The 22,087-nt window shown below is 67.9% G+C and carries 20 protein-coding genes; 13 read left to right on the forward strand and 7 right to left on the reverse strand.

Annotated features, from left to right (window positions below):
• The first annotated feature begins 30 nt into the window (after window positions 1-30).
• From cutA to ACZ75I_RS17545, 3 genes are read left to right on the forward strand one after another with little or no spacing between them, the layout of a single operon-like run.
• Entirely contained in the window at window positions 31-369 is a 339-nt protein-coding gene (gene cutA, locus ACZ75I_RS17535) for a divalent-cation tolerance protein CutA (RefSeq protein WP_180868859.1), read from the forward strand.
• Window positions 366-2,747 carry a protein-disulfide reductase DsbD family protein gene (locus ACZ75I_RS17540; RefSeq protein ID WP_180868857.1) on the forward strand — a complete coding sequence of 794 codons (2,382 nt, stop codon included), beginning with the start codon at window positions 366-368 and terminating at the stop codon, window positions 2,745-2,747. Before cutA ends, ACZ75I_RS17540 begins: the two co-directional genes overlap by 4 nt.
• Complete coding sequence (locus tag ACZ75I_RS17545; RefSeq protein ID WP_180868855.1) at window positions 2,744-3,310, forward strand: TlpA family protein disulfide reductase; 567 nt, start codon at window positions 2,744-2,746, stop codon at window positions 3,308-3,310. The genes ACZ75I_RS17540 and ACZ75I_RS17545 overlap by 4 nt, the downstream gene beginning before the upstream one ends.
• A gap of 91 nt (window positions 3,311-3,401) precedes the next feature.
• Here the strand turns inward: ACZ75I_RS17545 and ACZ75I_RS17550 are convergent, their stop codons facing one another.
• Window positions 3,402-4,322 (reverse strand): bifunctional helix-turn-helix transcriptional regulator/GNAT family N-acetyltransferase, encoded by a 921-nt coding sequence (locus ACZ75I_RS17550; RefSeq protein ID WP_061478152.1) that lies wholly within the window; start codon window positions 4,320-4,322, stop codon window positions 3,402-3,404.
• Between the two features lie 280 nt (window positions 4,323-4,602).
• Here ACZ75I_RS17550 and ACZ75I_RS17555 point away from each other — a divergent pair, with 280 nt between their 5' ends.
• Together ACZ75I_RS17555 and ACZ75I_RS17560 are read left to right on the forward strand one after the other, a co-directional pair.
• Window positions 4,603-7,161: a TonB-dependent receptor plug domain-containing protein gene (locus ACZ75I_RS17555; RefSeq protein WP_472958402.1), complete on the forward strand. Its 2,559-nt coding sequence runs from the start codon at window positions 4,603-4,605 to the stop codon at window positions 7,159-7,161.
• 205 nt (window positions 7,162-7,366) lie between these two features.
• On the forward strand, window positions 7,367-9,889 hold the full coding sequence (locus ACZ75I_RS17560; protein WP_472958404.1) for a PepSY domain-containing protein: 2,523 nt from the start codon (window positions 7,367-7,369) through the stop codon (window positions 9,887-9,889).
• Between the two features lie 44 nt (window positions 9,890-9,933).
• Here the strand turns inward: ACZ75I_RS17560 and ACZ75I_RS17565 are convergent, their stop codons facing one another.
• The gene (locus ACZ75I_RS17565) at window positions 9,934-12,522 is read right to left on the reverse strand and encodes a methyl-accepting chemotaxis protein (RefSeq protein ID WP_472958406.1); all 2,589 of its coding nucleotides are present in this window, start codon (window positions 12,520-12,522) and stop codon (window positions 9,934-9,936) included.
• Between the two features lie 202 nt (window positions 12,523-12,724).
• On the opposite strand from ACZ75I_RS17565, the gene ACZ75I_RS17570 reads away from it, so the two are divergent.
• Window positions 12,725-13,564 carry an arylamine N-acetyltransferase family protein gene (locus ACZ75I_RS17570; RefSeq protein WP_346476358.1) on the forward strand — a complete coding sequence of 280 codons (840 nt, stop codon included), beginning with the start codon at window positions 12,725-12,727 and terminating at the stop codon, window positions 13,562-13,564.
• Between the two features lie 272 nt (window positions 13,565-13,836).
• A complete protein-coding gene (locus tag ACZ75I_RS17575) occupies window positions 13,837-14,553 on the forward strand; it encodes an ABC transporter substrate-binding protein (RefSeq protein ID WP_061478210.1) in 717 nt (238 codons plus the stop codon).
• Here the strand turns inward: ACZ75I_RS17575 and ACZ75I_RS17580 are convergent.
• A complete protein-coding gene (locus ACZ75I_RS17580; RefSeq protein WP_032954576.1) occupies window positions 14,537-15,448 on the reverse strand; it encodes a LysR substrate-binding domain-containing protein in 912 nt (303 codons plus the stop codon). The two genes, ACZ75I_RS17575 and ACZ75I_RS17580, sit on opposite strands and share 17 nt — an antisense overlap.
• A gap of 98 nt (window positions 15,449-15,546) precedes the next feature.
• Here ACZ75I_RS17580 and ACZ75I_RS17585 point away from each other — a divergent pair, with 98 nt between their 5' ends.
• Entirely contained in the window at window positions 15,547-15,690 is a 144-nt protein-coding gene (locus ACZ75I_RS17585; RefSeq protein WP_180868844.1) for a hypothetical protein, read from the forward strand.
• Between the two features lie 7 nt (window positions 15,691-15,697).
• Here ACZ75I_RS17585 and ACZ75I_RS17590 read toward each other — a convergent pair whose 3' ends face one another.
• Entirely contained in the window at window positions 15,698-16,264 is a 567-nt protein-coding gene (locus tag ACZ75I_RS17590) for a GIY-YIG nuclease family protein (RefSeq protein WP_111178150.1), read from the reverse strand.
• A gap of 133 nt (window positions 16,265-16,397) precedes the next feature.
• Here ACZ75I_RS17590 and ACZ75I_RS17595 point away from each other — a divergent pair, with 133 nt between their 5' ends.
• Window positions 16,398-17,180, forward strand: coding sequence for a D-alanyl-D-alanine carboxypeptidase family protein (locus ACZ75I_RS17595; protein WP_472958410.1), 783 nt, complete (start codon window positions 16,398-16,400; stop codon window positions 17,178-17,180).
• Window positions 17,181-17,193: 13 nt separating this feature from the next.
• Here ACZ75I_RS17595 and ACZ75I_RS17600 read toward each other — a convergent pair whose 3' ends face one another.
• Both ACZ75I_RS17600 and ACZ75I_RS17605 read right to left on the reverse strand, forming a co-directional pair.
• Window positions 17,194-17,787, reverse strand: coding sequence for a TetR/AcrR family transcriptional regulator (locus ACZ75I_RS17600; protein WP_472958412.1), 594 nt, complete (start codon window positions 17,785-17,787; stop codon window positions 17,194-17,196).
• 16 nt (window positions 17,788-17,803) lie between these two features.
• Complete coding sequence (locus ACZ75I_RS17605) at window positions 17,804-18,400, reverse strand: NAD(P)H-dependent oxidoreductase (protein ID WP_065178824.1); 597 nt, start codon at window positions 18,398-18,400, stop codon at window positions 17,804-17,806.
• A 125-nt stretch (window positions 18,401-18,525) separates the two neighbouring features.
• On the opposite strand from ACZ75I_RS17605, the gene ACZ75I_RS17610 reads away from it, so the two are divergent.
• The gene (locus ACZ75I_RS17610; RefSeq protein ID WP_005419691.1) at window positions 18,526-19,059 is read left to right on the forward strand and encodes a hypothetical protein; all 534 of its coding nucleotides are present in this window, start codon (window positions 18,526-18,528) and stop codon (window positions 19,057-19,059) included.
• Between the two features lie 33 nt (window positions 19,060-19,092).
• Here the strand turns inward: ACZ75I_RS17610 and ACZ75I_RS17615 are convergent, their stop codons facing one another.
• Entirely contained in the window at window positions 19,093-19,920 is an 828-nt protein-coding gene (locus ACZ75I_RS17615; protein WP_180868836.1) for an isocitrate lyase/PEP mutase family protein, read from the reverse strand.
• Between the two features lie 165 nt (window positions 19,921-20,085).
• On the opposite strand from ACZ75I_RS17615, the gene ACZ75I_RS17620 reads away from it, so the two are divergent.
• From ACZ75I_RS17620 to accB, 3 genes are all read left to right on the forward strand, one after another.
• Window positions 20,086-20,814, forward strand: a complete 729-nt coding sequence (locus tag ACZ75I_RS17620) for a DOPA 4,5-dioxygenase family protein (RefSeq protein WP_180868834.1) — start codon at window positions 20,086-20,088, stop codon at window positions 20,812-20,814.
• A 291-nt stretch (window positions 20,815-21,105) separates the two neighbouring features.
• Entirely contained in the window at window positions 21,106-21,549 is a 444-nt protein-coding gene (gene aroQ, locus ACZ75I_RS17625) for a type II 3-dehydroquinate dehydratase (RefSeq protein WP_065186305.1), read from the forward strand.
• Window positions 21,550-21,608: 59 nt separating this feature from the next.
• Window positions 21,609-22,079 (forward strand): acetyl-CoA carboxylase biotin carboxyl carrier protein, encoded by a 471-nt coding sequence (accB, locus tag ACZ75I_RS17630; RefSeq protein ID WP_180868832.1) that lies wholly within the window; start codon window positions 21,609-21,611, stop codon window positions 22,077-22,079.
• Window positions 22,080-22,087 lie beyond the last annotated feature (8 nt).

Below are 22,087 nucleotides of genomic sequence, written 5' to 3' on the forward strand. Positions count from 1 at the left end.
GACCCGGCGGCGGCCCTATACTCGGCGGTCATGCCGACCGTCGATCCCGTCCTGCTGCTGTTGACCACCTGCCCGGACCGGGCCAGTGCCGAGCGCATCGCGCACGCGCTGGTCGGCGAGCGCCTGGCCGCGTGCGTGACCCGCCTTGATGGCGCGCAGTCCACCTACCGCTGGCAGGACGAGGTGACCACCGATGCCGAGCTGCAGCTGCTGGTAAAGACCACCGCGAGCCGCATCGATGACGCAATCGCCCGGATCGTCGAACTGCATCCGTATGAACTCCCGGAGTGCATCGCGGTCGAAACCCGGGCCGGCCTGCCGGCGTATCTGGACTGGATCCGGGCACAGACCCGGGAGGACACTGATTGAAGACTCTGTTTGCGCGTGGCGCTGCCTTGTGCGCCCTGTTGTGGCTCTCGCTGCCCGCCTTGGCCCTGGATGAGAAGGACCTGCTGCCGGTGGACCAGGCGTTCGCGCTGACCGCCACTGCTCCCGAACGGGGCCAGGTGCAACTGCAGTTCAAGATCGCACCGGGCTACTACCTGTATCGCCACCGCACCAGCGTCAAGGCGGATCCGGCATTCAATGCCGGCACGCTGCAGATGCCCAAGGGTGACAGGCACCACGATGACTTCTTCGGCGAGGTCGAAACCTATCGGGAGCGCCTGCAGGCCACCCTGCCCGGCACGCCGACGGACGCCGCCGGCACCATCAGCCTGGAAGTACGCTACCAGGGCTGCGCCGATGCCGGCGTCTGCTACCCGCCGCAGAAGCGCGTGGTGCAGGTCACCCTGCCGGGTGCCGGTGCGGCGGCGGCGGTGCCTGCCGCGCGTACCGGTGCCGCCAGTCCGTTCAACAACCCGCTGGCCGGTGCCGGCAACAGCGGTGGCCTGCGCCTGCCGGGCGCGGCCAACAACAGCCAGGCGCTGCCGCTGCCGTCGGAACAGGCGTTCGGCTTCGATGCCATCGCCAGCGACGGCAACACCCTGCTGCTGCGCTTCAGCCCGGCACCCGGCTACTACCTGTACCGCGACCGCACTTCGCTGAAGCTGGAAGGCAGCGCCGGCGTGCTCGCCGACAAGCCGCGCTGGCCGGCCGCGCAGTCGCATCGCGACGAGCACTTCGGCGATGTCTCGGTGTACTTCAACCAGGTGGAAGTGCCGCTGCCGCTGCGCCGCACCGTCACTGATGCGGTCGACAGCACCCTGGTGGTGACCTTCCAGGGCTGCCAGACCGATGGTATCTGCTACCCGCCGATGACCCGTCGGGTGAAGCTGTCGATTCCGGCCGGCAAGCTCAACGCCGGCACCGGCCAGGCGCCAGTGCGCGAGGAAGCCGTCAATGCGCCGCGCGCTGCCGGTGCGCCGCGTGAATCCGCCAATGGCGTACCGCTGCGCCTGCTGCCGACCGTACCCAACGACGGCAACGCCACTCCCGCCGCCACGGGCGGCCAGGGCGCAGGCAACGCGTTCGCCACCGACGCGCGTGGTGACAATGCGCTGCGCACGCGTCCGCCGGCGACCACCCCGAACCCGGACCGTTCGTTCGTCTGGGTGCTGCTGCTGGCGCTGGCCGGTGGACTGGTGCTGAACCTGATGCCCTGCGTGCTGCCGATCCTGTCGCTGAAGGTGCTGAGCCTGGCGCAGAGCGGCGAAAGCCCGCAGCGCGCCCGCAGCCACGCGCTCTGGTACACGTTGGGCGTGCTGGTCGCGTTCGCCGTGATCGGCGCATTGATGGTCAGCCTGCGCGCGATCGGCAACGCCGTCGGCATCGGCTTCCAGTTGCAGCACCCGGGCGTGGTGGCGGCACTGGCCTACATCATGTTCGCGGTGGGCCTGAGCCTGTCCGGCGTGTTCACCCTCGGCGGCGGCATCGGCAACCTTGGCCAGTCGCTGGCCAGCCGCAGCGGCCCGGCCGGTGACTTCTTCACCGGTGCGCTGGCTTGCGTGGTCGGCAGTGCCTGCGTCGGCCCGTTCATGGGCGGTGCGATCGCCTACGCCTTCATTGCCCCGCCGCTGAAGGCGATGACCGTGTTCCTGTTCCTCGGCCTGGGCCTGGCGCTGCCGTTCCTGCTGATCGGCTTCGTGCCAGCGCTGGCACGCCGCCTGCCCAAGCCCGGCCCGTGGATGGAAACGCTCAAGCACGTGCTGGCCTTCCCGATGTACGCCACTGCGCTGTGGCTGCTGTGGGTGCTGGGCAAGCAGCGCGGCGTGGACGGCATGGCGCTGGTGCTGGGTGGCCTGCTGCTGTTCGCGTTCGGCCTGTGGCTGTTTGAACGCAACCGCTGGACCGGCTCGCGTGCGGGGACCCTGCTCGGCGTGCTGCTGGCGATCGGTGCGCTGGTTCCGGCCTGGGGCGTGACCCAGCTGGCACCGCCGGCGAGGGCCGCACAGGCCGCCAGCGACAACGTGGTCGAGTATTCGCCGCAGCTGCTGGACCGCCTGCGCGCCGACAACCGCGTGGTGTTCGTCAACATGACCGCCGACTGGTGCGTGAGCTGCAAGGCCAACGAACGTGCGGTGCTGTCACGGCCGGAGTTCAAGGAACTGCTCAAGCGCACCAATGCGGTGTACATGCGCGGTGACTACACCAACGTCGACCCGCAGATCACCACGTTCCTGGAAGAGCACAAGGCGGTGGGCGTACCGCTGTACGTGGTGTACGGCCCCGGCGCGCCGCCGACCGTGCTGCCGACCCTGCTGACCCAGGCGGTGGTCGAGGAAGCGCTGCTGCGCACCGCACGATGAAGTGGCAACGGCCAGCGCTGCTGTGGACAGCGGTGCTGGCCGCCGGCCTCGGCCTGTGGGCCGGGCACCGGCTGGCCCCCGGCCCATCATCACCTGCCGCGCCAGCGACGGCTTCCAGGGCGACGGCCATGAAGCCCACGCTGCAGGTGGGCGATCAGTTGCCCGCGCTGACACTGCCGGACCTGGCGGGTCAGCCATTGGTCCTGCGCGATCGCTTCGCCGGCCGGCCGCTGCTGATCAACGTCTGGGCCAGCTGGTGTGCGCCCTGCGTGGAAGAGATGCCCGAACTGGCGCGCTTCGCCGATGCCCAGGGCGACAACGGTGTGCAGGTGCTGGGTCTGGCGCTGGACACCACGGACGACGTGCGCGGTTTCCTGCAGCAGGTGCCGGTGGACTACCCGATCGTGATCGAGACACCGGGCCCGCGCGATGCCAGCGTGCAGCTCGGCAACGCGCAAGGCCTGCTGCCCTACAGCGTGTTGTTCGATGCGCAGGGGCGAATGGTAAAAGCGAAGCTGGGACCGTTCGCCCACGGCGAGATCGAGGCATGGGCCGCCCCATAGGCCTGCGTCGGCGGTGCAGGTGCCACTCAACAACCTGCTGGAGAACGTCCTGCGCCGGCAGCATGCGGGTCCAGGCAGCATGCCGATCGCATCAGACCAGCGGGCGCGCCCACAGCTGGGACACCTGCGGCTGGCCGAACAGCTGTTCGTTCTGCTCTGCTATCAACTCGAAACCGGCCCGTTCGTACAGGCCGCGCGCGTCGGTGAGCGCGGCATTGGTCCACAGCACCATGCGCTTGTAGCCCACCGCGCGCGCGAAACTCATCGCCTCCTCCACCAGCCGCTGCCCGATGCCCCGCCTGCGCGCACTGGCATCGACGTGCAGCAGCCGCAGCTTGGCATTGTGCGCGTCGTGCCGGACCACGAACACCGAGCCCACCGCGGTGCCATCCAGTTCGGCGATCCAGCAGCGCTCGGTCTGCGGGTCATGCTCGCGCAGGTAGCGGGTGACGATGTCGGCCACCAGCGCTTCAAACTCCGCGTTCCACCCGAATTCGCGTGCATACAGCGCGCCGTGCTTCTGGATCACCCAGCCCATGTCGCCGGGGCGGGGATCGCGTAGCACGCAACCCGACGATGCACCTCCCAGCAGCGCCTGGATGTGTCCCATCGCCTCCAGAAGGCGCTGGCATCCCGCTTCACTGATGCCTCCCAGCATGGCACCGATGCTTTCGCTGGACGCTGCATCCAGCTGTGCGAAGGCGGCGCGGCCCGCCTCGGTCAACACCAGCCGGTTCGCGCGCGCGTCCATCACCGATGGCTCGCGTTGAACCAGACCGCGCGCCTGCAGCCCGCTCAACAACCGGCTGAGGTAGCCCGCGTTGAGGTCCAGCCGATGGCCCAGCTGCGCAGCTGTGATGCCCTGGCCCGTCGCCAGTTCGAACAGCACCCGCGCTTCGGTGAGGGTGAAGTCGCTGTGCAGCAACCGCTCCTCGAGCACGGCGATCCTGCGGGTGTAGAAGCGGTTGAAGGCGCGGACCTGTGCAACGGGATCGGCAATGAGCGTAGACACGGGACATTCCTGATGGTTGCCTGAAGCACATACTACGTGCTTTCAGCATACATATGAGACTGTTCTGCGATCCATTCCGCGAGTTTGCACCTTAAATCGAAAGATCCGTTGCGGTACGGTTTACGTTCTGTTAATTCTACGTTTAGCGACCAGGGCCCTGGCTGCAAGGAGAACCAACAGGATGAACCACTGACCGACAAACCTCTCAAATCGACTGCAGGGTGCATGCATGAAACACGGAATTCGCAGAAGTGTTCGGGCTCCAGACGCAATCACGCCCTTGGCATCCGCAGTAATGGTGGCCCTCGCCACCGCGCTGCTGTCCACCAGCCCCGCTGCATGGGCGCAGGACAGCAGCACATCGACGACGCCCGACGCGGCCACCACCCTGGATACCGTTTCGGTGCTGGGCAGCCGCACCAAACCGCGCACGGTGTCGTCGTCGGCGGTGCCGATCGACATCATCAGCGGTGAAGAGTTCCGCAACCAGGGCGCGACCGACGCCCTCGACCAGCTCAAGGTGCTGGTGCCTTCCTTCAACGTCAGCACGATTCCCATCGACGATGCGGCCAGCCTGGTGCGTCCGGCCAACCTGCGTGGCCTGCCGCCGGACAACACCCTGCTGCTGGTCAACGGCAAGCGTTTCCACCGCTCGGCGGTGATCACCTTCCTCGGCCATGGCCTCTCCGATGGTGCGCAGGGCCCTGACCTTTCGGTGTTCCCGTCACTGGCACTGGAGCAGGTCGACGTCCTGCGCGACGGTGCCGCCGCGCAGTATGGATCGGACGCCATCGCCGGCGTGCTCAACTTCGGCCTGAAGAAGCTGCGCGAAGGCGGTACTGCCGAGGTCTTCGCCGGGCAGTACTACAAGGGCGACGGGCTTACCACCCAGTACTCGGCGCAGATCGGCCTTCCGCTGACCGAGCACGGTTTCGCCACCCTGACGGCTGAGTGGCGCAAGGCCGACGACACTTCGCGCAGCGTGCAGCGCGATGATGCCGCCGCGGTGGCGGCGGCCGGCTACCCCGGGGTGAACGACCCGGCGCAGATCTGGGGATCGCCGAAGGTGGACGACGACCTCAAGCTGGTCGCCAACCTCGGCTACAACACCGAAAACGTGGAGTTCTACCTGTTCGGCAACTATGCCAAGCGCAAGGTGGACGGCGGGTTCTACTACCGCGACCCCACCGCGCGTTCGGGCGTGTACTCCAATGATGGGGGGGAGACGCTGCTGGTGGGCAACCTGACCGGCGTGGGCAGCTGCCCTTCCATCGCCCTGCGCGACGGCGCCGGCAGCCTGCTGCCCTACAGCACCGTAAGTGGCGCCGTGGGTGCGCTGCCGGCCAACTGCTTCACCTTCCTCTCCAGTCTGCCCGGTGGCTTCACCCCACGCTTCGGCGGCGAACTGGAGGACGCTTCGGTGTTCGCTGGCGCCAAGGGCACGTGGGGCCAGTGGTACTGGGACGTAAGCGGCTCCTGGGGCCGCAACGATATTGAATTCACCATCTACAACACCGTCAACGCGTCGCTCGGGCCTGACCAGCCGGCCGAGTTGCTGTTCCGGCCCGGCGGTAACACCCAGACCGAAAAGAACCTCAACGTGGACGTAAGCCGGGACATACCGGCCAGCTTCAGCAGCCAGCCGCTGCGCCTGGCGATGGGCGCCGAATGGCGCGAGGAGAGCTTCAGGATCAGCCCCGGTGATGGCCCATCCACCGCCATCGGCCCGCTGACCGAACAGGGCTTCGCGCTTGGCTCCAACGGTTTCAATGGTTTCAGCACGCGCACCGCCGGCACTTTTGATCGCCGCAACTGGGCGGCCTATGCCGACCTGGAAGCCCAGCTCACCGACAAGCTGCTGCTGGCCGGTGCGCTGCGCTACGAGGACTACGATTCGTTCGGCAGCACCACTACCGGCAAGTTCACCGCGCGTTTCGACTTCAACGAGCACTTCGCCCTGCGCGGTGCCTACAACACCGGCTTCCGCGCACCGACTCCCGGCCAAGCCAACGTCAGCCAGATCAGCACCGTGTTCGGCGGCACCGCGCTGGAGGACATTGCCACGCTTCCGCCCACCAACCCGATCGCGCAACTGAAGGGCGCCCAGCCGCTCAGTCCGGAAGAGTCCAGGAATGTGTCACTGGGAGCGGTGTGGACCGCGGGCGACTGGCTGATCACCCTGGACGGCTACCAGATCAAGGTGGAAGACCGCATCGCGTTGAGCACCAGCTTTGCGGTCACCCCGGAAGAGCGCGCGGCGCTGGTGGCCGGCGGCAATGCGGAGGCCGCCTCCATTTCGCAGGTGACCTACTTCGGCAACGCCTTCGATACCACCACGACCGGCGTGGATCTGGTGACCAGCTTCAAGAGCGATCACTTCGGCGGGGTAACCACCTACTCGCTTGCCGCCAACTGGAACCGCACCAGGGTGGATCGCTACGACACCGACTTCATCGACGAAGCCCGCGTCTACAAGCTGGAAAAATCGCTGCCCAGGACCAAGGGCTACTTCAGCATCCACCACCAGCGGCAGATCTTCCATGCCAACCTGCGCTTCAATTACTACAGCAGCTGGTACGAAGACCATCTGGACAGCGGCGTGATCTCCGCCGAGGACGGGGGCCTGCCGATCTACGGCGGCAGCGCGCTGATCGTGGATGCAGAGGTGGGCTGGAAGTTCGATTCGGGCCTGTATTTCAGCCTCGGCGCGCAGAACCTGTTCGACCGCACGCCGGCCGACAACCCCTGGAGCGGGGTGGCCGGCGCGCAGTACCCCGTGCACTCGCCCTATGGATTCAACGGCGGCTTCTATTACGCGCGGGTAGGCTGGAAGTTCTGAGCCCTGCGTGAAGACCCGGGACGACAGCCAGGGAAGGCTGCTTCCCTGCGTCCAAGTACACCGCGACGGGGGCAGAGGCCAGGCACAGCCCGGCCTCTGTCCAACGGCTTGACCGCAGCCAACGCGCCACGGAGAATTCCGCGACTAATTCTCATTTGCTGTTGCGCAGGATGCGGGCGGCAGCCTCCCGGGCCCTCCTTCTTCGATGTTCAAGAACGTCCTGTTCCAACTGCACTGGCTGCTGGGCATCACCGCAGGTGCCGTCCTGGCCGTGATGGGCCTCAGTGGCGCCACGCTGTCCTTCGAGGACGAACTGCTGCGCGCCGCCAATCCCGGCTTTGCCGAGATCGCCGAGCACCATGCCGACGGGCAGCCTCCCCTTGCACTCAGTGAACTGGTGCCGCTGCTCCAGGCCGGCAGCGAACGCCCCCTGCAACGCCTGCGTATCGATGCCACCGGACAGCGGCCGTCGGTGGCGCGCTTTGCCGGTGGCAGGGAACACTGGGTGTACTTCGACCCGTACAGCGGTGAGCGCTTCAGCGCCCTGCGCGGCCAGGCGTTCTTCGACTTCGTCGAGGACCTGCATCGCCACCTTGCCGCGGGCGAACGCGGCAAGTGGATCACCGGCAGCTGTGCCATCGCCCTGCTGTTCTTCACCCTGTCCGGCCTCTACCTGCGCTGGCCACGACGCTGGTGGCACTGGCGCAGCTGGCTGGCAGTGGAGTGGAAACGCAGCGGGCGCGGCTTCCTGTGGAGCCTGCACTCGGTAGTCGGCACCTGGGTGCTGCTGATCTACCTGATGAGTGCGCTGACCGGCCTGTGGTGGTCGTTCGACGGGTATCGCAGCGCGGCCAGCAAGCTGCTGGGCGTCCCACCGACGGCCAAGCACCAGGTTGCCACCGATGCGTCGCTGGACCTGCACCGCATTGAAGCCACGCTGTACGCGCTGCCGGGCGTGCGCGCCGGCTTCATTGACCTGCGCCTGCCGGAGAAGCCCGGACAGGCACTGAATGTTCGGGTGATGGCCGGTGATCCGTCGCAGCGCGGCGGCCACCACGATCGTGCGCATGACCTGCTGCAGCTCGATCCGGCCAGCGGTGCCGTTCTCGATGCCCGTCCGTACGCACGCCAGGGCGCGGGCGGACAGTTGGCCACCAGTGTGTTCGCGCTGCATTCGGGCAGCTACTTCGGTGTGCCCGGCCGCGTGGTGGTGATGCTCAGCAGCCTGGGCATGAGCCTGTTCTTCATCACCGGCTGGATGCTGTACCTGGACCGCCGCCGCAGCCAGCGTGCCGCGCGCGGGCTGCTCCAGGCACTACCGATGCCGGCCAGCGATGCCGGCAACGCAGCGTGGCTGGTGGTGCATGCCAGCCAGAGCGGACTGGGCGAACAGCTGGCGTGGCGCGCGGCGGCACAGCTGCAGGCGGCCGGCCATGCGGTGCGGGTGCTGCCGCTGGCGCGCATCGATGCCGCGCTCCTGCTGCGTGCATCGAGCGCGCTGTTCGTGCTGAGCACCTTCGGCGACGGCGAGCCGCCCGATGCCGCCCGGCGCGCAGCGCGGCAGTTGCTGGCACAAGCGCTGGACCTTTCGGGCCTGCAGTTCGGCCTGCTCGCGCTGGGTGACCGCCAGTACCCGCACTACTGCGGCTTCGGCCGCCGGGTCGATGGCTGGTTGATCGGAAACGGCGCGCGTGCACTGTTCGAGCGCGTCGACGTCGATGCCGCCTCGGTCCCGGCGCTGCGCCGGTGGCAGCAGGAGCTGGGTGCGCTCACCGGCATCGTCACCGATGACAGCGTGCTGCCTGCGGCTACGCAGATGCATGAGTGGCGCCTGCTCGGCCGCGACCGCCTCAACCCTGGCAGCGTCGGCGGAGCCATCTGGCGTATCCGTCTTGCCGCACCGGCCGACGTGCAGTGGCAGGCGGGTGACATCCTGCACATCGCGCCCCGCCACAATGCCCAGCACGCCGGTGCCGTGCTGAAGGCGCATGGGCTGGATCCGCTGCAGCCACTGCTGGTCGATGGCCATCCGCGCACGCTGCTGGCGCTGGCCAGTGAACGCGAGCTGCCCGAGGCCGATGCTGCGCTGGCGGTGCAGGATGCCTGCCTGTGGCTGGCCGGGCTGCCGCTGCTGCCCAGTCGCGAGTATTCGATCGCCTCCTGCACGGATGATGGCGTGGTGGAGCTGGTGGTGCGGCTGGTGCATGACGCCTCCGGTCGAGCCGGGTTGGGCTCGGGCTGGCTGTCGTTGCATGCGCCGATCGATGCCGGCATCGTCGCCCGCGTGCATCGCAATCCCGGTTTCCATCGCGTCATTGGCGCGCCGATGGTGCTGATCGGCAACGGCACCGGCATCGCCGGGCTGCGCAGCCTGTTGCGCGAAGCCGCCCGTGCAGGCGAACACGGGCACTGGCTGTTGTTCGGCGAACGCCAGCGTGCGCACGATTTCCTGTTCGCTGACGAGATCGAAGCGTGGCAGGCCGATGGCCATCTCGCCCGGTTGGACCTGGCGTTCTCGCGCGATGGCGACGGCGGTTATGTGCAGGATCGCCTGCAGGCGGCCACCGGAACGCTGCGCGACTGGATGCAGCGCGGTGCGGTGATCCATGTCTGCGGGTCGTTGCAGGGCATGGCCGAAGGCGTGGACCAGGTGCTGCGAACCGCGCTGGGTGATGAAGCGGTGGAAACGCTGCTGGAAAACGGGCGCTACCGCCGCGACGTGTATTGATTCCTGCCGCCGAACGCTGGTGTGAGCCGAGCATGGGCTCGGCTCTACAGTGTTCCTGCAGCCGATGTAGCGCCGAGCCTACGCTCGGCTGACCAGGCCGCTGCGGCGCGCGGCTGCGGCATCCACTGCAAACGGAATGCGCCCACCGCTTCGGCCAGGGCACGCACCTGGACCTGCATCTGCGCCGTGGAGGCACCGGCCTCTTCCACCAGGCTGGCGTTACGTTGGGTGCTGGCTTCCATCTGCACGATGGTCTGGTTCACCTGTGCGATGCCGGCATGCTGGTCGTGCGACGCACTGCGGATAGCCGCCAGCAGCTCGGCCAGCTGCTGCACGCTGCCGACGATTTCGCCCATCGTGGTGCCGGCCTGTTCGGCCTGCTGGTTGCCCTGTCCCACACGCGCCACCGAATCCTCGATCAGGCCCTTGATCTGCTTGGCCGCCTCTGCGCTGCGTTGTGCAAGCAGGCGCACTTCCGCGGCCACCACGGCGAAACTGCGGCCCTGCTCACCGGCACGCGCCGCTTCCACCGCCGCATTCAGCGCCAGGATGTTGGTCTGGAAGGCGATGCCGTCGATCAGCTGGGTAATGTCGCCGATCCGCCGCGATGCCTCGCTGATGCCCTGCATGGTCGCCACCACCTGGCCGACAGCCTCGCCGCCGCGCTGCGCCACCGCTGCCGCACCCTTGACCAGCGCGTCGGCACGGCCTGCGGCATCAGCATTGCGACCGACCGTATCGGTCAGTTCGTGCATGGAAGCGGCGGTCTCTTCCAGGTTGGCGGCCTGCTGCTCGGTGCGCTGTGACAGATCTTGATGACCGGCAACGATCTCGCCAACGCCGGTATCGAGACTGGAGGTGGCGTGCTGGATGCGGGTGACGATGCGGCCCAGCTGCGCGACCGTCGCGTTGGCATCATCGCGCATGCGCGCGAACACGCCCTGCAGCTCACTCTCCATGCGCGCGCTGAGGTCACCACGAGCCAGCGCGGCCAGCAATGCCTGCAGGTCGCCGAGGTTGGTTTCAAACGTCGCCAGCAGGCGGTTGATGCTGGTCGACAACGTGCGCACGAAGCCCTGCTTGCCCTCCAGCGCGATGCGACCGTGCAGGTCACCGTGTGCTGCAGCATCGACCAGCGCAGCGACCTCGGTTTCCAGCAGGGTCTCCAGCGCTCGACTGCGCCATTCCACCGCTACGCCGAGGAATTGCCCGTCATCGATGACGGGGTTGGCAATCAGCTGGTAACGCGTGCCGGCATGGCCGATCTCGCGCTCTTCGCGCTGGCGCACGCCGGCCAGGCTGGCCAACGCCGGATGCAGGCGTACCGCGTCGCTGCCCACCAGCGCTTCGTTCCGCAGGTCAAGCAGCTGCAGCAGTGCCGGGTTGGCGTAGGCGACCTGCCCTTCCGCATCGATCACCATCAAACCGGTCTGCGCACTGTCCAATGCCTGGCGCACCCGGGTGTTGCCGCGCGCCACGGCACGCTCGGTCTCGATACGCGCGCGCAGGCGCTGCTGCATGTCGACCAGGCGCTGGGCCAGCTGGCCGATCTCGTCGTTGGCGTTGTAGACGCGCAGGGTGGTGTCCAGGCGGTCGTCGGCGATGTCGCTGGCGAAGTGCAGGGTGTCCTGGATCGGCTGGCGCACTGCACGCAGCACCAGCACGAGGCTGGTGATCAGCACACCGGCGACCAGCAGCACGGTCAATGCAAACAGCACGCTCATCGTGCGCGCACCAGCCTGCTGGCGGGCCTGGGCACGGGCCAGTGCCGCGGCCTGTGCCTGCTGGAATGCGGCCAGCGCAGGCGCTACGCCCGCAGCGGTATCCAGCAGCGACTGCGCTTCCACATCCAGGCCGACACGGGCAGCGGTATACCCCAGCAATGCGGCCTGATACGCCTCCATTCCGGTGCGCAGGGTGTCCTGCGCATCCGCGGGCAGGCCCGCCAGCGCGAGATCGAACGGCAGCTTTTCTTCGCTGGCGCGGTCGGCGTGGGTGGAATCACCGTCGAGCAGCAGCAGTGCCTCCTGCCGCCGCATCTTCTGCAGGGACAACGCCAGCGCATCCCGCTGCTGCGCATCCACCTGCCCCTGCAGCGTGTCTGCAGCCTGTTGCAGCTGCGCGGCGAGGCCGGCCTCACCACGGCCCATCTCGTCGACCCGTTCGAACAGGGCGGCCACACCCTGCGAGAACGCGCCTGCAGCTTCGGTCAACGCCTGCAGGGCCTTGCGCCGGCCGGCATCCATCGGCATCGTGCGCAGCGCCTGCAGATCGTCCTGCAGCGCCTTTTGCGTGGCCAGCAGCTGCGCGCGGTCGGCATCATCGAAACTGCGTGCATACTGGATCTGCAGGCGGCGCGCTTCGGCCACCCGCGTGGCCAGGCGCGCGGCGAGGTCACTGCCGCGCTGGTAGCTGGCCTGGCTGCGCGCAGCCTGCGTGCTGGCATGCCCGGTCCAGGCATAGACGGCGGCGATTGCGACCAGTCCCAGGCCACAGACCCACAAGGTCGCCTTGAGCTTGTTGGCTACGCTCAGCCGATGCGGTTGCAGCCACAGCAGCAGGCCGGAGGACGCCGGGCGCAGCACCGCAAGCCGCGTGCGCAGGGACCGGAGGTGGGAGACAACGGCCGACATGACAGACTCCAGGCAGAAGGACGCACCTGTATCGGCCGGATTCAAGGCAACTTTAGAACTTTCGTCGTCCTGGCCCAGCGGTGACGGGCGGACGCGGCCTTTGTACCGGGTGCAGGCGACGCTGGCGTGACACGACCAGCACCCTTGACCTCAACCCCGGTTGGGGGAGCACAGTGGACCTCCCCTCCCGCCCGGTGCCGCCATGACGACGCTCGATGTCCCCCGCTACCTGCAGCGCCTGCAGCTGGATGCGCCGCCACCGCTGACGCTGGCCGGCCTGACCCTGCTGCAGCAGCGCCACAACGCAGTGCTGCCGTTCGAGACCCTCAGCTGCCTGCTGCGCGATGCGGTACCGATCGACCTGGACAGCGTGCAGCGCAAGCTGCTGGACGAGCGCCGTGGCGGGTACTGCTTCGAACTCAATGGCGGCCTGCTGGCGCTGCTGCTGGCGCTGGGCTTCGATGCGCAGCCATTGAGCGCGCGCGTGCTGCTGGCTGCCCATGACGGCGAACTGACCGCACGGACCCACCTGCTGCTGCGCGTGCAGGTGGACGGCGAAGACTGGCTGGTGGACGCCGGTTTCGGCAGCCTGACCCCGACCGTGCCGCTGCGGCTGCATGATCCGCAGCCGCAGGCCACGCCGCACGAACGCTATCTGCTGCAGCGGCTGCCTGGCGAGGGGGATTTCGTGCTGTACGCCGAATCCGGTGACGGCTGGCGGGCGATGTACCGTTTCGACCTGCACGTGCCCGCACCGATCGACAACGTGGTGGGCAACTGGTACGTGTGCACCCATCCCGACTCCAGCTTCCCTGGCCAGCTGCGCGCGTCGCTGACCGGGCCAGATTGGCGACGCACCATCGGCAGTGGCAACTACACCGAGTACCGCCCCGGCCAGGCACCGGACAAGCGTCCGCTGCACGATGTTGCCGACGTGCGCGACGTGCTGCAGCAACGCTTTGGCATGCAGTTGCCCGAAGACCCGCGGCTCGATCCGGCGATCAACGACTGGCTGCAGCGCTCACGTGCCGCGACCTTGTAGAGCCGAGCCCATGCCCGGCTGAGCTTGGGCGGCTGGGTCAACAGCAGCCGAGCATGGGCTCGGCTCTACGGAACCGCGCGCGCCTGCAACGCAATCCGGTTGCCTTCACTGTCGCAGATCCCGGCCACGTTCCAGGCTCACCTCCAAGTCCATGCCCACACCTGCGGCCTCGTCGGCAAACGGAAGGTACGCCATCCTGCAGTCGTGCAGCATGACACCCCTTGCAGGGCAGTGCTGGCATGCTGGGTGCCCCTTTCCTCGCGGAGTCCTGCATGTCCCTGGCCGATCACCAAAGTGCGCTGGCACCGCAGGGCTTCCTGCGCGTGGCGATCAACCTGGGCAACCCGGTGCTGGCGCAGGGCGATGCGCACTCGCCGCGCGGACCGTCGGTGGAGCTGGCCGCGATATTGGCGCAGCGCCTGGGTGTGCAGGCACGCTTCACCTGTCACGATGCCGCAGCCTCGGTGGTCGCTGCGGCAGGCGAAGACGGCTGGGATCTGGCCTTCCTGGCCATCGATCCGGCACGCGCCGACCGCATCGCCTTCAGTGCTCCGTACGTGGAGATCGAAGGCACCTATCTGGTGCGCGAGGACAGTCCCGCGCAGCAGGTGACCGACCTCGACCGCGAGGGGCTGCGCATCGCGGTGGGCCGCGGTGCAGCCTACGACCTGTTTCTCAGCCGCGAACTGCGCCACGCCACGATCGAACGGGCCGAGACGTCGGCGGCTGCGATCACCCTGTTCGATCTGCAGCGCCTGGATGCCGCCGCCGGCGTGCGCCAGCCGCTGCAAGCATGGGCGCGGGCGCATCCCGGCCACCGCGTGCTGGCCGACCGTTTCACCGCGATCCAGCAGGCGGTGGCGGCGCCGGCATCCCGCCCCGCCGACGCGCTGCAGGCGCTGTTCGAGGAAGTGGAGGCGATCAAGGCCGGCTCGCTGCTGGAGGAGGCGTTCGCGCGCGCCGGGCAGGCGGTCACGCTGGTGCGATGAGTGTAGCGTCCGCCATGTGCCGCACGTGTTCGGCAGCCTGCGCGTGCAGCCAGTCGCGGAAGGCAAGAAAGCCGCGGTGGCGGGCCGAACGCTGCGGGTAGACCAGCCAATGCGGCCAGGCGGTTTTCAGGCGCAGGTTGGACAGCGCAACCAGTTGGCCGGAATCCAGCAACAAGCGCGCCCGCGTCACCCGCCCCAGCGCCACGCCCACCCCGTCCAGCGCCGCACGGTGGTGTGCCTCCGAATCATCCAGCACCGCTACGAAGCGCGACGGCGGGGTCTGCCCGCTCAACGCGAACCAGGCCCCCCACGCGCCATCGGGGTCCCCCAGCAGTGGCCACTGGTTCAGTGGCACCCGGTCGATCCCTCCCATGCGTTCGATCAGCGCCGGGCTCGCCATCGGCAGCAGCCACTCGTCGAACAGCGGCTCAACCACCAGGCCCGGCCACTGCCCGCTGCCCAGCCGCAGCGCGGCGTCGAACTGGCGCTGCCGCTCGAAATCAATCAGGCGCTCACTCGACTGCAGGTTGATCTCGATCTGTGGGTGCTCAGCCACGAAATGACCCAGGCGCGGCACCAGCCACGCCGACGCCATCGACGGCACCGCACTGATCGTCAGCACGTGCTCGGCGCGGGCCGCATAGGGCTGGAAGGCTTCGTTGATCGCATCCAGATGCGGGCCGACCTGGTCGAGCAGGCGCTGCCCCTCCAAGGTGAGGGCGACGCCACGCGGTTGGCGGACCAGCAGTGGCTGCCCGAGCCGCTCTTCCAGCTGGCGCATCTGATGGCTGAGCGCACTGACGGTCAGATTCATCGACGCCGCTGCCCGTGACAGGTTGCCCAGCCGCGCGGCGGCCACGAAACCCTGCAGGGCATGAAGGGGCGGACGGGACATCAGGCTTGAATTCCTCTCAAGGCATGCTTGCGGAAATGTCACTTTTTGCCCGCCCATGCTGCCCGTATCGTGCAATGCACTCAAGTGGAGGCACGCTCATGAACATCTTCGGCAGCCTGTTGTTCCTGCACGGCCATGTGACCAACGCCGAGCTGGCACGCCAGCTGGCCAGCCCGTCCACCGCCGCCCCTGCGTGCGCGGCGCAACCGGCCACACCGGTTCAGCAGCCGGGGACCCGTTGAACGCGGCTCAACCTGTATACCAGCGTTGGACGTATTCAGGCAGCCAGGGCATTGGATCGATATCCAGTGCCCGGCAACCGTCGAGCGTGTCACGCAGCACGCCCTCACCGGGGCCACCGGGAATCCGCAGGCCTTCTTCTTCCGGAAGCTGCACCACGGCCCAGTCGTGCAGCCGGTCCATGCGCAGGCGCATCGCCGCCTGCAGCCATGCCTTCAGCGGGTAACAGCGATAGCCTTGTTCACCCAACGCAGCAATTGCGAGCGACAAGGCCTGGTTGGCACCACGTACCCATTCAGTACGACCCCCAGCCTTGTGCTGGATCGTCATCGGTGCCGGTGCGCGGTGCGCCTTGAACGGCGAACGCAGCTGCAGCTCCAGATCACGTGCATCACGCTCGCCCTCCGCTTCCACCAACGCACCGGCATCGAGGTCGAAGAACTCGAACCAGCGCCGATGCAATGCGCTGATGCGTCCGAGCGGATCACGTGAAAAGCCGATCTTCGCGTAGTCCTCCCACGCACACGGGAAGACGTAGGTAAAGACACGACCGTCGATGCGGATATCCGATTGCATGTGCGCAGGCTGCCTCCACCTCAGCCCGGGCGCAACCGGGCGCTACCGTGCACGCTGCAGCGCTCCGGCAGTGCGGCTTCGTGCAGCCGGCACGAACTATTCTTGCTGACTGTCGCTGCCATCTCCGCCCGCCATGCCGTCTGCTGCGCCCGCCCCCCTACCGATTTCGTCCATCACCCTGGAAGCGGCAACCTCTGCGGTGATTCACCAGCACAACGCTGAAACCGCGCGGCAACCGGCATCGCTGACCAAGCTGATGACCGCCTACGCCGCCTATGCGTGCGTCGAAGAGAACGGACGCTCGTGGGACGACCCGGTCACCATCGCCGCCGACGATGTGCATGCCGTGGCCGATGATGAAACGCGCATGGGCCTGGTGCCCGGCGAGACAATCACCCTGGCGCGCCTGCTGGAAGGGTTGATGGTGGTGTCCGGCAATGACGCTGCATTGGCGATCGCGCGCCACCTGGACGGATCGCAGGCCACATTCCTGGAACGCATGAACCGGCACGCACGCCAGCTCGGGCTGCGCAGCACCTGGTTTGCCAGCGTGTCCGGCATCACCACACCGCACCATGTCTCCAGCGCGCGCGACATGGCGGTGCTGGCCGCCCGCCTGTTGAACGATCATCCGCAGATCCTGGCGATCACCGCGCAGCGCGCGTTCGCCCATGGCAGCTTCAACCGCAGCAACCAGAACGCCCTGCTCGGCGAAGACGGCGTGGACGGCTTGAAGACCGGCTACACCCAGGCCGCAGGCTTCTGCCTGGCCGCCACCGCGTGCCGGCCAGTACCCGGGCGGGACCAGCCGGTACGGCTGATCACCGTGGTGTTGGGCTCTGCAAGCCGCGACGCGCGAGACGCACTGGTGCGCGACCAGATGGCCGCGGGATTCGCCGCCCTGGCCGGCGGCTGACCGCTCGTGCCGCTCAGCGCCGCTTGACCGTCGCCACGATCAGCCGCTGCAGCTCGGCGACGGCACCGGCCTTGTCCAGCGCGCCGGCAGCCACACCCTCTGAAAGGGCTTCAGCCGCACCGAGAATGGCCCAGCGCCCGGCCAGCGACACCATGCCGTCAGCGGCGAACGGGCCCAGCCAGACCTGGCAGTTGTCGATGAAATCCTGCTGGTAGCGCCGCCGCACCTCATGCAGTTCCGGCGCCCCCACCAGCGCGGCGAGGATGCCTTGCACTTCACTGCCCTGGCTGAGGACGCAGTCGATGTAGCCGGAGGCGATGGCCGCCGCCCGATCGACCAGTTGCGCCCGGGCGCGACCGATACGCTCGTGGAAGACCACGGTCTGGCGTCCGTCATAGTCATCGTAGAGCGCCGCCAGCAAGCCATTGCGGGTCACGAAGTGATCATAGGCCACAGGCTTGGTCACGCCCGCCGCTTCGGCCAGCCGCCCCAGCGTCAACGCTCCGGTTCCTTCTTCGCGGACCAGTGCCCAGGCCACATCCAGCAACTGGCGGGTGCGTTGCTCCCGGGTCATTCGGCGGCGCGTGGGGGTGGCGTTGGCGGGCATCGGCGGAGCACGGCGATCAGCGCATCGGAACACCAATTTTACGGCCGATCGCCAGCGCGGTCTGCAGATGCGCTTCAGCGGCACCGGTATCGGCGTCCAACAGCAGGTGGGACGACAGCACGCGTGCGCCGCAATAGTCGAAGATGCCCATGTCGATCTGCGTCCTCATTGCCGCGTCGTAGCCACGACGTTCGACCATGGCTGCGTCGGCGCCGCCCAAGCCGACCAGATGCACATTCAGGCGCTGCAGCTTCTTCACCAGCCTGCCCTGCGCATCCTGTGCGTAGGCCCAGTCGTTGGTGAACACACGGTCGATCCAGCCTTTCAGCAGCGCCGGGAACGACCACCAGTACAACGGGAACACCAGCACCAGCGTATCGGTGGCATCCAGCCGCGCGTGCTCGGCAGCAACATCGGCCGGTACCGCGCCGGTGCTGCGGAACAACGCCTGGTCCTGCGGGTTGAAGCGCGGATCGAAGCCTTCGGCCATCAGGTCGGCATAGGCCACGGTGTTGCCGGTGTCGGCCGCGGCAATGGCATCACCGATGCGACGCGCCATCGCGTGGGTCAGCGAAACGGGCTCAGGGTGGGCGATGACAATGAGGCTGTGCATGGGGATCTCCAGGAATCGATACTTACCAATGGTAAGTAGCGATTCCGGGGAAACCAGCGCCACCGGTGGGACGCTGTTTTCGCGTCCAACGTATAGTGCAACGATGCCCTGTGGGACATCCGGACATGGATCGACGCCTGCCCCTGACGATACTGACGCTGCTGCTGTCGCTGTTGCTGCCATCCGCCTTCGCGGGTGAACTCAGTCCCAGTGACGCGAAGGCCCTGCGCGAAGATGTGCGCGCCCTGATGACTGCCTACGCCCGCGGCGACGCGGACTTCCTCATCGAGCGCACGCATCCCAGCCTCAAGCGGCTGGCCGGCGGCGATGAGGCCTTCCAGGCGATCACCCGCGATGCGTTGAAGAAGCAGCACAGCGGCGGCGTGGTGGTCATCAGCGAAGACGTCGGTGTGCCGACCCGGACCTATGCGGCCGGGGAGGAAGAAGTCTGCTTCGTGCCACGCCAATCCCTGGTACGGGTGCGTGAAACCCCGATGCGCAGCACCACGTTCATGGTGGCCGTGCGCCGCATTGGCGGTTCCGGGTGGACGTATCTGGACGGCACGGGGCTGCAGGACAATCCGCGCCTGCTTCGCCAACTGCTGCCAGCGCTGGAACCCGGCGTGATCCTGCCCAAGCGGGAGATCGAGGCGTTGTAGTCGCCGGCCCTTCCCGCCATGCAGGGCGCGGGGCTACTGGAACAACGCGTTCAAGGCAGCCCCGGACGCCGCCTGCTGCAGGCCATCGAAGCGTCCGTCCTGCACGATCGGCTGGGTCGCCTGCATCAGTCCACCCCACGCGGCACGCGCCAGCGCACCGCCCAGGCTGACCCGGCGAACGCCAAGTGCGGCGATGTCCTGCAGGCTCAGTGCTGTGGGGCCAGCGACCAGCAGGTTCACCGGCTTGGAGCCCGCGGCGGCGACCACCGCACTGATCTGCTCGCGCGTACTGATGCCCGGTGCGTACAGCACATCGGCTCCGGCCTCGGCGTAGGCACGCAGGCGCCGCAGGGTATCCTGCAGATCCGGTACGCCCACGAAGAAGTTCTCCGCTCGCCCGACCAGCAGCACGTCGCCGCCCGCGCGGTCGATGGCCGCACGCGCCGCGCGCAGTCGCTCGACCGCCTGCTCAATGGGCCTCAGTGGTGCATCGGCCAGGCCGCTGGCGTCCTCGATCGACAACGCCGCAATGCCGGTATCGAGCGACGCGGCCACCGCCTCCTCCACCGCCTGTGGCGTAGCGCCGAAACCATCACCGAAGTCGGCATTCAACGGCAACGGGGTCGCCGCCGCCATCAGTCGCAGGTGCTCCAGCGTGGCCTGCAGCGATACCGCGCCGTCCGGCCGCCCCTCACTCCAGGCGCAGCCGGCACTGGTCGTGGCCAAGGCCTGGAAGCCCTGCCGTTGCAGATAGCGCGCACTGCCCACGTCCCACGGGTTAGGCAGCACGAAGCATCCTGCTGCATGCAGCTGGCGGAAGCTGGCGCGCTTGCGCAGGGTGTCGGCATCAGGCGAGGCCATGGCGGGCTCCGGGGCGGCAGACCTGCACCCTAGCCCGCCGTTCGGTCGCGCTCAAGGCGACGAAGGCAGCCGTGCATGAAGTGATGCCGGCTGCTTATTGGACGCCGCCGGCAGCCCTGCCCGAGCGTGGACGCCTGCCCCCACAATGCCGCCACGGAGCCCCTCATGCACCCGGACCCGCAGCCCCTCATCGACGCAGGCGACGATGACGCCCACTGGGCCGACCTGCTCTCGCCCGCCCGCCGGCGCCTGATCACGTCGGCCGGCCTGGCCGCCGGCGGCCTGGCCAGCGCGTCCACCGCCACCGCCGCCGCGCGCGTCGGCAGCGCCGTGAACACCACCGAACCCGGGCGACCTGGCTTCCGCGCCATCGTTCCGCCAGCGCCCAAGGGCCGCAGCCCCTGGGGCCAGGCCACGGCCAGCGAACCGACCCCGCGCCCGGCCAGCGTGCGCCCCGGCGAGGCCACGTTGCCCACCGCCCCGCGCGCCTACACCGACATCAAGAGCTACCACGCCCATATCTATTTCGATGAGGACAGCTTCGAGAAGGCAGCCCTGCTGCGGCGCTGGGCCGCCGAGCGCTTCCCGGTGGAGCTGGGCAACTGGAACCTGGAGCCGCGTGGCCCGCACGTCACGCCCTCTTTCTACTTCGGCTTCACCAACGACCTGCTGCCGGTGCTGGTGCCGTGGCTGCAGCTCAATAGCCTGGGCCTGACCATCCTGATCCACCCCAACACCGGCGATGGCCGCGCCGATCACCTGTACTACGCGTTGTGGGTGAACCGCGCGCAGCCGGTGAACGCCTACAACTGGCCGGCGCCGCAACCGGGGGAACAGGAGCCGTTGGAGGAGGTATTCCCGAACGTGGTGCCGACGGTATCGTTGGAGACCTGAGCGATCAGCAGAAAGGCAACTCCCAGGTAAGGGCACAGCGGCTGCGCCCTACGCCTCCTCATCCACACAGGTGTGGCTCTGCCGATGAGCGGCCCGGGCGTGATCGTCGGCCTACGTGCTCGCATCCACCGCAAGCACGCCGTTCAGCGCGCCTTGATCCAGCGCCCACCGTACGGCGACAAGCCCTGCGGCGAATTTCAAACGGACGATTGAAACGCTGCAAACTTCGCCGAACTGGACAGCATCCGCCGGTTCCGCCAGACTGCCGCCCTTTCCCGTCTTCCGGATCCCATGGCGAAGCTGCTGGTCCTGCACGGCCCCAACCTCAACCTGCTCGGCACCCGCGAGCCGGAGGTGTACGGCCACACCACGCTGGCCGACATCGACCAGGCCCTGGCCGCGCAGGCATCCGCTGCCGGGCACGCCGTGGAGAGCCTGCAGTCCAACGCCGAGCATGTGCTGGTCGACCGCGTGCAGGCTGCGCGCAACGACGGAACCGCTTTCATCCTGATCAACCCCGCCGCCTTCACCCACACCTCGGTGGCCCTGCGCGATGCGCTGGCAGCGGTGGCGGTGCCGTTCATCGAGATCCACCTGTCCAACCCGCATACCCGCGAACCGTTCCGCCAGCACAGCTACTTCAGTGACAAGGCGGTGGGCGTGGTGTGCGGCTTCGGTGCCGACAGCTACCGCTACGCGATGGACGCGGCGCTGCTGCGCGTATCCGCCACCTGATTGTCGACCCGGGCGCCCACGGCGCTCTCCTCACCTAGATAGAAACCAAAGAGGCCCTCATGGATCTGCGCAAAATCAAGAAGCTGATCGACCTGCTGGAAGAGTCGAACCTGGCTGAAATCGAAATCAAGGAAGGCGAAGAGTCGGTGCGCCTGTCGCGCGCTCCGGTCGCTGGTTATGCCGCGCCGGTCGCAGCTCCGGTGTACGCCGCCCCGGCGGCGCAGGCGATGCCGATGCAGTCGCCGACCGAAGCGTCCACCGGCGGCACCGCCAAGCCGGGCCCGGCGCTGCCGGAAGGCCATGTGCTGCGCTCGCCGATGGTCGGCACGTTCTATGCCTCGTCCGCCCCGGACAAGCCGGCCTTCGTCACCGTGGGCCAGCAGGTCAAGGAAGGCGAAACCCTGGCCATCATCGAAGCGATGAAGATGTTCAATCCGATCGAAGCCGACACGTCCGGCACCATCGTCGCCATCCTCGGCGAGAACGGCCAGCCAGTGGAGTTCGACCAGCCGCTGTTCGTGATCGGCTGAGGGGCGCG

Source organism: Stenotrophomonas sp. X (genome assembly GCF_055721025.1).